The sequence below is a fragment of the Xanthomonas sp. LMG 12462 genome (assembly GCF_009192885.1).
GTDB lineage: Bacteria > Pseudomonadota > Gammaproteobacteria > Xanthomonadales > Xanthomonadaceae > Xanthomonas_A > Xanthomonas_A sontii.
The window spans coordinates 15,706-28,200 of record NZ_NMPP01000041.1; the positions used below are offsets into that span (position 1 = coordinate 15,706).

The 12,495-nt window shown below is 69.8% G+C and carries 8 protein-coding genes; 4 read left to right on the forward strand and 4 right to left on the reverse strand.

The features are described 5' to 3' along the window. The first annotated feature begins 106 nt into the window (after positions 1 to 106). The 3 genes from CEK69_RS10765 (at position 107) to CEK69_RS10775 (ending at position 3,767) form a co-directional block, all read left to right on the forward strand. Positions 107 to 1,330: an ATP-binding protein gene (locus tag CEK69_RS10765; protein ID WP_193313963.1), complete on the forward strand. Its 1,224-nt coding sequence runs from the start codon at positions 107 to 109 to the stop codon at positions 1,328 to 1,330. Next, positions 1,327 to 1,893, forward strand: a complete 567-nt coding sequence (locus CEK69_RS10770; protein WP_152245504.1) for a response regulator transcription factor — start codon at positions 1,327 to 1,329, stop codon at positions 1,891 to 1,893. Before CEK69_RS10765 ends, CEK69_RS10770 begins: the two co-directional genes overlap by 4 nt. Positions 1,894 to 1,973: 80 nt before the next feature. Beyond that, positions 1,974 to 3,767, forward strand: a complete 1,794-nt coding sequence (locus tag CEK69_RS10775) for a sensor domain-containing phosphodiesterase (protein WP_193313964.1) — start codon at positions 1,974 to 1,976, stop codon at positions 3,765 to 3,767. 28 nt (positions 3,768 to 3,795) lie between these two features. Here CEK69_RS10775 and CEK69_RS10780 read toward each other — a convergent pair whose 3' ends face one another. After that, positions 3,796 to 5,358, reverse strand: a complete 1,563-nt coding sequence (locus tag CEK69_RS10780; RefSeq protein ID WP_152245506.1) for a sodium/sugar symporter — start codon at positions 5,356 to 5,358, stop codon at positions 3,796 to 3,798. A gap of 96 nt (positions 5,359 to 5,454) precedes the next feature. Beyond that, entirely contained in the window at positions 5,455 to 8,043 is a 2,589-nt protein-coding gene (locus tag CEK69_RS10785; protein ID WP_152245508.1) for an exo 1,3/1,4-beta-D-glucan glucohydrolase, read from the reverse strand. A gap of 422 nt (positions 8,044 to 8,465) precedes the next feature. On the opposite strand from CEK69_RS10785, the gene CEK69_RS10790 reads away from it, so the two are divergent. Further along, the gene (locus CEK69_RS10790; RefSeq protein WP_152245510.1) at positions 8,466 to 10,424 is read left to right on the forward strand and encodes an alkaline phosphatase PhoX; all 1,959 of its coding nucleotides are present in this window, start codon (positions 8,466 to 8,468) and stop codon (positions 10,422 to 10,424) included. A gap of 69 nt (positions 10,425 to 10,493) precedes the next feature. On the opposite strand, the gene pgi is transcribed toward CEK69_RS10790, so the two are convergent. Continuing rightward, complete coding sequence (gene pgi, locus CEK69_RS10795) at positions 10,494 to 12,008, reverse strand: glucose-6-phosphate isomerase (protein WP_152245512.1); 1,515 nt, start codon at positions 12,006 to 12,008, stop codon at positions 10,494 to 10,496. Continuing rightward, complete coding sequence (gene panD, locus CEK69_RS10800) at positions 12,005 to 12,385, reverse strand: aspartate 1-decarboxylase (protein WP_017909999.1); 381 nt, start codon at positions 12,383 to 12,385, stop codon at positions 12,005 to 12,007. Before panD ends, pgi begins: the two co-directional genes overlap by 4 nt. Positions 12,386 to 12,495: the final 110 nt, after the last annotated feature.

The window sequence follows — 12,495 nt, forward strand, 5'->3', positions numbered from 1 at the left end:
GCGGCCGCTCCTGCCGCACGCGCCGGCACCGCCGATTCAGCCAGGCGGCACCGCTGCGACGGTTTGTCGCAGGCAGCCCCTGGGTCCAGCGCATACGATGCGCAGCATGGATTCGACCGATGCCTCCTTCCTGCGCACCCTGTGCAGCCTGCGCTGGCTGGCCACCGCCGGCCAGGCCGCGACGATCCTGGTGGCGACCTGGCCGCTGCAGTTGCCACTGCCGCAGGCGCCGTTGTGGGCCGGCGTGGCGGTGCTGGCGCTGTTCAACCTGTACGCGCAGCTGCGCCTGCGCCATGCCGACTCGGCCGCGCCGGCCACCGCCTTCGGCCACATCCTGGTCGACGTGACCGTGCTGACCTGGATGGTCGGCTGGAGCGGCGGCATCAGCAACGCCTTCGGCTCGCTGTTCCTGGTGCTGATCGCGCTGGCGGTGCTGGCCCTGCCGCTGCGCTGGGCGCTGGCGGTGGCGCTGGCCTGCGTGGCCGGCTATGCGGTCAGCGCGCTGTTCGGCCTGCCGTTGCCGCACGGCCCCTACCAGGCGCTGGACCTGCAGCGTTGGGGCATGGCCGCCAACTTCCTGCTGTCCACGGTGGTGGTGCTGGTGTTCTCCACCCGCCTGGCGATGGCAATGCGCGAGCGCGAGCGCGAGCTGGCGCTGCTGCGCGAGCGCTTCACCCGCAACGAGGGCATCGTCGCCCTGGCCACCCATGCCGCGTCGGTGGCGCACGAGCTGAACACGCCGCTGGCGACGATGACCCTGCTCACCGACGACATCGCCGAACAGAGTACCCAGCCGGAGCTGCGCGAGGACCTGGACACCCTGCGCGAACTGCTGGTGCAGTGCCGCGAACGGGTGCTGGCGCTGGCCGCACCGGCGCAGCGCGCCGGCGGGCAGACGGTGTCGCTGGCGCAGGTACTGCACCAGTGGCAACTGGTGCGGCCGACCGTGCGCCTGCGCCGCAACGACGACGCGCCGCTGCAGTTGCGGATGGAAAGCGCCATCGGCCATCTGCTGCAGGTGTTGCTGAACAACGCCGCCGACGCCGGCGAACGCGCCGGCCACCCGCAGGTGGACCTGAATGTGCGGGTCACCGGCAGCGAACTGGTCGGCGAGGTGCGCGACTACGGCGGCGGCTTCGACGCCAACCAAGTCGGCCTGCCGGCCACCTTGTTCCGCAGCGGCAAGCCCGAGAGCATGGGCGTGGGCCTGGCGCTGTCGCATGCGACCATCGAACGCCTGGGCGGCGAGTTGTGGACCGAGCCGGCGCCGGACCACGGCGCCCGGGTCGGCTTCCGCCTGCCGCTGCTCGCCCTGGAGACCTCCGCATGAACACCGACACCCCGCTGGGCCTGCTGGTCGACGACGATCCGCTGTACCTGCGCACCCTGCAGCGCACCCTCGCCCGCCGCGGCCTGGAGACGCGCACCGCCGACAGCGCCGCCGCCGCACTGGCGCTGGCCGCCGAGGCGCCGCCGGACTACGCGCTGATCGACCTCAAGCTCGGCGACGAATCCGGCCTGGCGCTGATCCAGCCGCTGCGCGCGATCCGCACCGACATGCGCATCCTGCTGGTCACCGGCTACGCCAGCATCGCCACCGCGGTGGAGGCGATCAAGCTCGGCGCCGACGACTACCTGCCCAAGCCGGCCACGGTGCCGATGATCCTGCGTGCGATCGGCCTGGAGGCCGAGGAGGAGGACGACGAGGACGGCAGCGACGTGCCGGACGCGATGACCCCGCTCAGCCGCCTGCAGTGGGAGCACATCCAGCAGGCCATGCACGAGACCGGCGGCAACGTCTCCGCGGCCGCGCGCCTGCTCGGCATGCACCGCCGCTCGCTGCAGCGCAAGCTGGCCAAGCGGCCCAGCCCGCAGCGCGACCCGCCGCGCTAAGGCGGGCGGCGCGGCGCGGTGGCCTGAACCGCCCGTCCGGCTGGCGCTCAAGTCCCCTGGTACCGGGCCGATAACCCGGCATGCTGAAGTCTCCCCCACCCGCCTTGCTGGACGAGCCGCAACGGCTCAGCGCCCTGCGCCAGCTGTGTCTGCTGGACACGCCGGCCGACCAGGTCTTCGATCTGGTCACGCAGTTGGCGTCCCGCTACCTGCGGGTGCCGATCGCGCTGGTCTCGCTGATCGACGAACAGCGCCAGTGGTTCAAGTCCCGGGTCGGCCTGGAGGTTCCGCAGACGCCGCGCAGCCAGGCGTTCTGCGCCTATGCGATCCACAGCCCGGAACTGATGGTGGTGCCCGATGCCCGCCAGGATCCGCGTTTCCGCGACAACCCGCTGGTCACCGGCCCGCCGTTCATCCGCTTCTACGCCGGCGCGCCGCTGCTGATGGCCGATGGCGCCAGCCTGGGTACGCTGTGCGTGATCGACAGCGAGCCGCGCCACGAGTTCGACGAGGTGGCGCGCCGCACCCTGCAGGACCTGCGCGACCTGCTGATGGTGCGCATCGACACCCTGCGCAACAGCGGCTTCGTCGATGCGCTGACCGGCCTGCCCAACCGCAGCCGCTTCAACGACGACCTGACCATGTGGCTGTCGCTGCAGACCGCCGACCACCACGACACCGCGGTGGCGATCGACGTGTGCGGCATCGACTATTTCCGCGACATGGTCAAGGCGCTGGGCTGGGAGTACGCCGAGGGCTACCTGCTGGCCACCCGCGACCGCCTGCGCAAGGCGCTGGGCAACCTGCCGCTGTACCGCATCGACACCACCACCTTCGTGTTCATCATGGAAGGCAGCGACACGGCGCATCTGGAGTACTGGTGCGAGCACCTCTGCGACGCCTTCGCCGCGGCGATCGACCACCAGGGCATCCCGCATGCGGCCAGCCCCTCGCTGGGCGCGGTGCGTCTGGACGGGGCGCTGAGCGCCAATCACACGGTGCGCTCGCTGACCACTGCGGTGGACATGGCGCGCCAGCGTGGGCAGCGCTGGAGCCTGTACGAGCGCAACCACGACGCCAACCAGCGCAATGCCTTCCGGATCCTGGCCGCCTTGCCCGAAGCACTGGAGGCGCGCGGCCAGCTGAGCTTGCACTACCAGCCACGGGTGAGCCTGCGCAGCGGCGAATGCGTGGGCGTGGAAGCGCTGCTGCGCTGGCAGCATCCCTTGCTCGGGACGGTGGCGCCGAACGACTTCATCCCGCTGGCGGAAAAGACCGCACTGATGAGCCGCATCACCGCCTGGGTGCTGCGCACCGGCATCGCCCAGGCGGCGCTGTGGCAGCAGCGCGGCTATACCTTCAGCGTGTCGCTGAACGTGTCGGCGGTGGACCTGGAACAGGCCGACTTCATCGCCCGGCTGCAGGCGCTGCTGCAGCAGCATGCGCTGGCGCCCGGCGCACTGGAGATCGAATTCACCGAGAGCGCGATGATCCGCGATCCGCAGCGGGTGGCCGAACAACTGCAGCAGATCAGCGCGCTCGGGGTGAAGATCGCCATCGACGACTTCGGCACCGGCTACAGCAACCTCGGCTATCTCAAGAACATTCCGGCCAGCGCACTGAAGATCGACCAGTCGTTCATCCGCGCCCTGCCCGGCAGCCGCAGCGACGGCATGCTGGTGCCGTCGATGATCCATCTCGGCCACGACTTCGGCCAGCAGGTGGTGGCCGAGGGCATCGAGAGCGCAACCGTGTACCGGATGCTGCGCGACTGGGGCTGCGACGAAGGCCAGGGCTACTGGATCGCGCGGCCGATGCCGGCCGAGGCGCTCGACGCCTGGCTGGCCGAGCCGTGGCAGGGCGGCGACGTCTGAGCGCACCACGCCACGGCCGGCCCGTGGCTCACCAGAACACGGCGTACAGCGCCACCAGGATCGCGATTACCACGGCGGCGCCGAGCTTGAAGCCCAGCGTGGTGCCGTAGCGCACATCGTCGGTGCGGATCAGGTCGCGCGCAGGCGCCAGCGGGGTGAGCAGCGACACCACCACCGCCGCCACCAGCGACAGCACGAACACCAGGCCGATGCGGTCCATGAACGGCAGTTCCGGCCACAGTTTCTTGAGCGCGAACGACAGCAGCACCGAGCCGATCGCCGCGGTCAGCGCGCCGGCCTCGTTGGCGCGCTTCCAGAACAGGCCGAGCATGAAGATCACCACCACGCCCGGGGTGAAGAAGCCGGTGAATTCCTGGATGAACTGGAAGCCCTGGTCGAAATTGCCCAGCAGCGGCCGCGCGGTGAGGATGCCGATCAGCACCGAGGTCACCGCGGCCACGCGGCCGACCCGCACCAGCTGCGGCTGGTCGGCCTGCGGGCGGAACTTGGCGTAGAAGTCCAGGGTGAAGATGGTCGCCACCGAATTGATCTTGGAGGCCAGCGAGGCCACGATCGCCGCCACCAGCGCGGCGAACACCAGGCCGAGGATGCCGCTGGGCAGCAGTTGCATCATGGTCGGATAGGCCTGGTCGGGCTTGGCCAGGTCCGGCGCCAGCACCACCGCGGCGATGCCCGGCACCACCACCACCACCGGCATCAGCAGCTTCAGGAACGCGGCGAACACCATGCCCTTCTGCGCCTCGCCGATGTTCTTGGCCGCCAGCGCGCGCTGGATGATGTACTGGTTGAAGCCCCAGTAGCTGATGTTCATCACCCACAGGCCGCCGAGCAGCACGCTCAGGCCCGGCAGGTCCTTGTAAAACGGGTTGTCCCTGGACAGGATCATGTGGAAGTGCTCGGGGTGCGCGTTCCACAGATGCCGGAAGCCGGCGAGCACGCCGGCGCCGTCGCCGATCCGCGACAGGGTCAGACCGGCGACCAGCAGGCCGCCCAGCACCAGCAGGGTGACCTGGACGATGTCGGTCAGCGCCACCGCCTTCAGCCCGCCGTACAGCTGGTACACCAGCGCGAACACGCCGATCAGCGCCAGCGCCAGGGTCTGGTCCATGCCGGTGACCTGGCTCACCGCGATCGAGCCCAGCCACAGGATCGAGGTCAGGTTGACGAACACGTACAGCAGCAGCCAGAACACCGCCATCAGCGTGCGGATCCACTTGCCGTAGCGCTGCTCCAGGAACTGCGGCATGGTGTAGATGCCGTTGCGCAGGAAGATCGGCAGGAAGAACTTGCCGACGATCAGCAGGGTCAGCGCCGCCATCCACTCATAGGAGGCGATCGCCAGACCGATCGCGTAACCGGAACCGGCCATGCCGATGATCTGCTCGGCGGAGATGTTCGCCGCGATCAGCGAGGCGCCGATCGCCCACCACGGCAGGGTCTTGCTGGCCAGGAAGTAGTCCTCGGCACTCTTGCGGTGCCCGGCCTTCTCCCGCGAGACCCATTGCGCGAGCAGGAAGATGCCCGCCAGGTAGACCACCACGATCGCCACATCCAACGTCGCCAACCCCACTGCCTTCTCCTACGGGCCGCAGCCCTGTCGCACCGTTGTCCATGACGCCGCCCGCGTGGGCGGCGCCGCTCGTTCAAGAAAACCGTTCGTCGCCGCTCAATGCAGCGGGCAGTCGACCACGCTCTGCGCGTCGTTGCTGCTGCCCAGCGCGATCCGCGACAGCGACAGATCCAGCGCGCCGTCGCTCTCGATCAAGGGCAGGCGCTCGAGCCGGGTCAGGTCGGCGCCGACCACCGCGAAGCACTTCAACGGCACGCCCAGCGTGCGCCACTCGCCCTTGGGCAGCGCGGTCAGCGCCTTGCCGAGGTCCAGCCGCGCGCCGCAGTCGTGGCCGCAGGCCACGCCGATGCGCGCGGCGGCGCTGGGCGCCGCATCCACCTTCAACGTCAGGATCAGTTGCACGTCGCCATTGCTCTCGCGCGAGACGTCCAGCGGCTTGGGCAACACCAGCGCCAAGCCGGACGTGCCGCTGCCGGACCAGACGAAGCGGCGCGCATCCTCCTGCGCCTTGTGGTCGATCGCGGTGACCTTCAGCGATCCGTCGGCCAGTGCCGCCGGGAAGGTCGCCGCCGGCAGATTGGCCTGCGTGCCGCCGAACAGGATCAGGTTGATGCCCGCCGCCGGCTTGCCGCGGTCCAGGTACACCCCGCCCACCGCCTGCGCGCCGGACACGCCCGACACCTCGGACAAGCGGCTCAGATCGCCCTTGTCCTCGTAGGTGAGGCCGTAGCCGAAAGCGAACTGCGGGCTGTAGTTCTTCTGCCCGACGTTGTTGGCGAACTGCACCGCGGTGCGCGGCCAGGAGAAGCTCAGCTTGCCGTGGAAGTCGTACTGCACGCTGCCGTCCGGCTTGCGCAGCAGCACGTCGGCGATGCCGGCGCCTTCCGAACCCGGCAACCAGGCCGCGACGAAGGCGTCGGCGGCGTTGATCTCGCGGTTCACCCACAGCGGCCGCCCGCTCAGGAATACCGCCACCACCGGGATGCCCTGGGCTTTGAGCGACTTGATGAGTTCCAGGTCGCTGTCGTCGCCGGGCTTGTACAGCAGCGTGGCGATGTCGCCCTGGAACTCGGCGTAGGGATGCTCGCCGAACACCACCACCGCCACGTCCGGCTTGGTCGCGAACTTGCCGTCCACCGCCAGCTCGGCACTGCCGCCGGCGGCGCCAACCTGCTGCTGCAGACCCTCCCAGATGGTGGTGCCGTTGGGGTAGTCGGCGCGCTTGGTGCCGGTGCCCTGCCAGTTGAGGGTCCAGCCGCCGGCCTGCTTGCCCATGTCGTTGGCGCCGTCGCCTGCCACCAGCAGCTTGAGCTGCGGCTTCAGCGGCAACAGCTGGCCCTGGTTCTTCAGCAGCACCAGCGATTCGCGCACCGCCTGTCGCGCCACCGCGCGGTGTTCGGGCGCGCCGAGCAGCTCGAACTTGCCGCCGAGCGGACGCTGCGACGGCTTGCCGGCCTCGAACAGGCCCAGGCGCAGCTTCACCCGCAGGATGCGCCGCACCGCATCGTCCAGCCGCGCCATCGGGATCTGCCCCGACTTCACCGCCTTCAGCGCGTTCTCGTACACGCCCTTCCAGCTGTCCGGGGCCATCAGCATGTCCACACCGGCGTTGAACGCGGCCGGGCAATTGTCGTTGCGGCAGCCGGGCACCTGGCCATGGCCGTTCCAGTCGCCAACCACGAAGCCGCCGAAATGCATCTGCCCCTTCAGCACGTCGGTCAGCATGACCGTGTTGCCGTGCATCTTGACCCCGTTGACGCTGTTGAACGAGGCCATCACCGTTTGCGCCCCCGCCGCGATCGCCGGCGGATAGCCGGCGCCGTGGATGTCGCGCAGCTGCTGCTCGCTGATACGGGTATCGCCCTGGTCCTTGCCGTCGGTGGTGCCACCATCGCCGAGGAAGTGCTTGACCGAGGAGATCACGTGCGACCCGTCCAGGAAACCCGGCGTGCCGGGCACGCCCTGCAGCCCCTCGACCACCTTGCCGGCGAAGCTGGCCACCACCTCGGGCGACTCCGAATAGCCTTCGTAAGTGCGGCCCCAGCGGTCGTCCTGCGGCACCGCCACGGTCGGGGCGAAGGTCCACTCCATGCCGGTGGTACGCGTCTCGGCGGCGGTGATCTCGCCGATCTTGCGCATCAGCTCCGGGTCGCGGGTGGCGCCCAGGCCGATGTTGTGCGGGAACAGGGTGGCGCCGACGATGTTGCTCTGCCCGTGCACCGCGTCGATGCCGAAGATGATCGGAATCGCCGGGCCGGCACCGTCGGTCTGCATCGACGCCGTGTAATAGGCATCGGCCAGCGCCAGCCACTGCGCCGGGCTGGCGTCGTACTTGCCGCCGGGATCGGAATTGCCGCCAGCCAGCACCGAGCCGATGTGGTACTTGCGCGCGTCCTCCGGGGTCATGCTGCCGATGTCGCCCTGCACGGTCTGCCCGACCTTCTGCTCCACCGACATCTGCGCCATCAGCTTGGTGATGCGCGCTTCCAGCGCCGGATCCTCCTTCAGCGGCCAGGCCGGCGACGGCCACCGGTCCGGGTGGATCGGCGGCGGCGGCGCGGCCGCCGGTGCGACCGGCACGGAGCGACCGGGAACGGCGGCGGCCAACGCCAGCAGGCCAAGCGCAGCGGCAGCGGCCAGCGCCGTGCGAAGCGGCGCGCGCGCGCCAGCGGTCTGTGTGTGCAAGAGACTCCCTCCCAGGAACGGCGAACGCATGCCATGTCGCGGCCGGACCGCACACGCCGAGGTGCGGCCGGCGCCTACGCTTCCCGAATCGCCCCAAGCCTGTCAACCGCGGCGCGAGGTATGCCTCGATGCCGCACGGATATCGACTGACGCTATAGCGATGGAATACCGGGTTTGCTTGTACGGGGCTGCGTCCGGGTCGTCGACCGCGCTCCCCCGCGGCATCGGCAGCCGCCGCGTTTGCTGCGCCGCAATATCGTCCGACATGCGCACTGCGCAAGGGCGGCACCGCATTTGGCGCAGTGGCTGCCGGCCGCGACCGCTCGCAGGTTTCAAACGAATGTCACCAAGCGCGCCTAGGTTGGACCGCGCCGGCACGAGGGGGAGTGACCGGTATCCCGTCCGTTCTGGAGAGTCCCCCGATGTCGCATCTCCCCGATTCCGGTCGCCGCCGCGCCCTGCGTCTGCTGGCCGGCACCTCCCTGCTGCCGCTTGGCAGCCTTTCCGCTGCCGCGTTGGCGAGCGACCCCGCGGCCGCGCGTCTGCCGCCTCCGCCGCGGCCAGGCCGCCCGCCACGGCCGCGCGTGCGCGCGGTCAGCTTCGACGGCATGGCGGCGCCTTCGCTGGCCGAGCCGGCGGCGATGGCCACCACCAGCGTGCGCTCGCACGTCGATGTGATCCTGCACGATGGCAGCCGCCAGCGGTACGCCCTGGCCTACCGCCCGTTCTTCCTGACCGGCGACCAAGTCCCCGACGGCGCCGGCGGCAGCGTGCTGGCCGGCGGCTACTACGACATCCACAACCGGCCGATCCTGGACCGCTCGGTCCCCTGCAGCGAACGGCCGTTCTTCTCGGATTGTCCCGACGGCTCGTCGCTGCTGACCCTGCCGCACGCGCACGTGCCCGGCGTACGCGGCAATACGGTGTTCGCGGTGGTGCAGTTCGAGTACACCACGCGCGATCTGGCCGGCAACGGCACCTATCGCCAGCTGCCGGCGCCGATCGCGGTGCTGACCCTGGACCAGGACCCGCGCAGCGGCCACCTGCGTCTGGTCAAGTACCACAACGTCGACACCTCGGCGGTGCACGGCCTGTGGACCACCTGCGGCGCCAGCCTCTCGCCCTGGAACACGCACCTGTCCAGCGAGGAATACGAACCCGATGCCGCCAGCATCGCCGGCAACACCCAGTTCCAGCGCTTCAGCGAACACCTCTACGGCGATCCCACGCGCGCCAATCCGTATCACTACGGGCACCTGCCGGAAGTGACCGTGCACGCCGACGGCAGCGGCAGCATCCGCAAGCACTACTGCCTGGGCCGCATCTCGCACGAACTGGTGCAGGTGATGCCGGACCGGCGCACCGTGCTGATGGGCGACGACGCCAGCAACGGCGGCCTGTTCCTGTTTGTCGCCGACCGCGAGTGCGACCTGTCCAGCGGCACTCTGTACGTGGCGAAGTGGCGGCAGCGCTCGGCCAGCGGCCCCGGCGCGGCCACCCTGGACTGGATCCGCCTGGGCCACGCCAGCAGCGACGAGATCGAAGCGATGGCAGACGTGCTGCGCATCGGCGACATCATGGACGTGGCCACGCGCGATCCGGGCGACCCCAGCTACACCCGCATTCCCTACAGCGGCGGCTTCAACTGGGTGCGGCTGCGCCCGGGCATGGAACAGGCCGCCGCCTTCCTGGAAACCCACCGCTACGCCGCGCTGGTCGGCGGCAGCCTGGGCTTCACCAAGATGGAAGGCACCACGGTCGACACGCGCGACCGCATCGCCTACTCGGCGATGTCCTACATCCAGGGCAGCATGCTCGATGGCTCCGGCGACATCCGCGTGGAAGGCCCGACCGCCGGCGCGATCTATGCGCTGCCATTGCGCGGCGGCCAGCGCGACCATCTCGGCCATCCGATCCGCAGCGAGTGGGTGCCGGTGTCGATGAGCGCGCCGCCCGCGCTGACCGGCCGCGACCTGCCAGCGGCCGACGCGCTGGGCAATCTGGCCGACCCGGAGCGCATCGCCAATCCGGACAACATCAAGTTCTCGCAACGCCTGCGCACGCTGTTCATCGGCGAGGACAGCGCCATGCACGTGAACAACTTCCTATGGGCCTACAACGTCGACACCGGCAAGCTGTCGCGCCTGCTGTCGGTGCCGGCCGGGGCCGAATCCACCGGCCTGCACGCGGTCGACGAGATCCACGGCTGGACCTACGTGATGAGCAACTTCCAGCATCCCGGCGACTGGGAAAGCCCGTTGCACGACAAGGTCAAGGCGCAGTTGGATCCACTGGTCCGAGCCAACTACAAGGACCGCTACGGTGCCGCGGTGGGCTATCTGACTGGCGACCCGGTCGGATTGCGCCTGGACGACGTCTGAGCGCAGCGTCCAGCATCACTGACCGATCGCGCGAGCCAGCCAGGCTCGCGCGATCAGATGCTGGTTCGCTCAGCCCTGCAACCGCCCCAGCACAGCGCGCGTCACCGGGTCGGCGATCTCGGTGGACTGGCCCTGCAGCGCCGGCAGCAGCTGGCTCGCCAGCTGCTTGCCCAGTTCCACGCCGAACTGGTCGAAGGCGTTGATGCCCCAGACCACCGACTGCACGTACACGCTGTGCTCGTACATCGCGATCAGCGCGCCCAGCGCCTGCGGGGTCAGCGCGTCGAGCAGGATCAGCGTGCTCGGGCGGCCGCCCGGGTAGTCGCGGGCCGGATCGTCACTGCCCTGCCCGTTCGCCAGCGCTTCGGTCTGCGCCAGCAGGTTGGCCAGCAGCGCCTGGTGGTTGACGGTGTACGGGTCGTCGTTGCGGATGCAGCCGATGAAGTCGGCCGGCACGATGCTGGTGCCCTGGTGCAGCGCCTGGAAGAAGCTGTGCTGCACGTCGGTGCCGGCGCCGCCCCACCACACCGGCACGGTGTCGGCCTCGACCGGGCTGCCGTCCAGGCGCACGCGCTTGCCCAGGCTCTCCATCACCAGCTGCTGCAGGTAGGCCGGCAGCAGCGCCAGGCGCTGGTCGTAGGTCATCACCGCCTGCGTCGCGTAGCCGAGCAGGTTGCGGTTCCACAGCGTGGTCAGGCCATGCAGCACGGCCACGTTGCGCTCCAGCGGCGCGTTCAGGGCGTGGTCGTCGAACTGCGCGGCGCCTTCCAGCAGCTGCTCGAAGGCGTCGGCGCCGATCGCCAGCGCGATCGGGAAGCCCACCGCCGACCACAGCGAATAGCGGCCACCCACCCAGTCCCACATCGGCAGCACGCGGCCGGCGGCGATGTCGAAGGCCTTGGCGGCGCGCTCGGGGTTGGCGCTGACCGCGTACAGGCGCTCGCTGCCGCCCAGCCAGTCGCGCAGGATCTGGCCGTTGAGCAGGGTTTCCTGGGTGCCGAAGGTCTTGGAGATCAGCACGCCGGCGGTACGCGCCGGGTCCAGCGTGGCCAGGGTGCGCTGCATCGCTGCGCCGTCCACGTTGGAGACGAAGTGCACGCGGAAGCGCGCGCCGGTGACCGGACGCAGCGCGTCGGCGACCAGGCGCGGGCCGAGATCGGAGCCGCCGATGCCGACGCTGACGATGTCGGTGACCTCGGTCTGCGCCAGGGCGTCGATCAGCGCGCGCATGCGCTGCTGCACCTCGCGCGCGCTGGCGTGGGCCTGGCTGGCCACCGGTGCGTCGGTGAGGTTGCCGCGCAGCGCGGTGTGCAGCGCGGCGCGGCCTTCAGTGACGTTGACCGTCTCGCCGCGGAACAAGCGCTGGAAGGCGCCGGCCAGGTCGTGGTCGGCAGCCAGCGCCAGCAGCGCGTCGAGCGCGGCGCGGTCGTATTTCTGCCGCGCGAAATTGAAGTACAGCGGTCCGACCTGCAACGCCAACGTCTCGGCACGGCCGGGTTCGGCCGCCAGCAGGTCGGGAAGGCGCGCCCCGCGCAGGCGCTGGGCGTGGGAATGCAGTGCGTCGAAACCGGTGGACTGTGTCATGCGGCCTGCTTTGGGATGGTGGTGTTGGTGTGGGTGATCTTGTTGGCGCCGTCCACGTAGACCAGGGTCGGCTGGAAACGCGCGGCTTCCTCTTCGCTCATGCCGGCGAAGGCGGCAATGATGATCAGGTCGCCGACCTGCACGTGGCGCGCGGCGCCGCCATTGAGCGAGATGATGCCGCTGCCCTCGTCGGCACGGATCGCGTAGGTGCTGAAGCGCGCGCCGTTGGTGACGTCCCAGATGTGCACCTGCTCGAATTCGCGGATGCCGGTCGCGTCCAGCAGCAGCCCGTCGATGGCGATCGAGCCTTCGTAGTTCAGCTCGGAATGGGTGACGGTGGCGCGGTGGATCTTGGTCTTCAACAGGCTCAGTTGCATGGCACGGGACTGCGGTCAGGAAAGACGCGCAGTTTAGCAGCCGAGGGTTAGGTGGCGGTGGTGAGGGGCGGCCTCAAACCGTCGCAGGAGCGGCTTCAGCCGCGACCGGC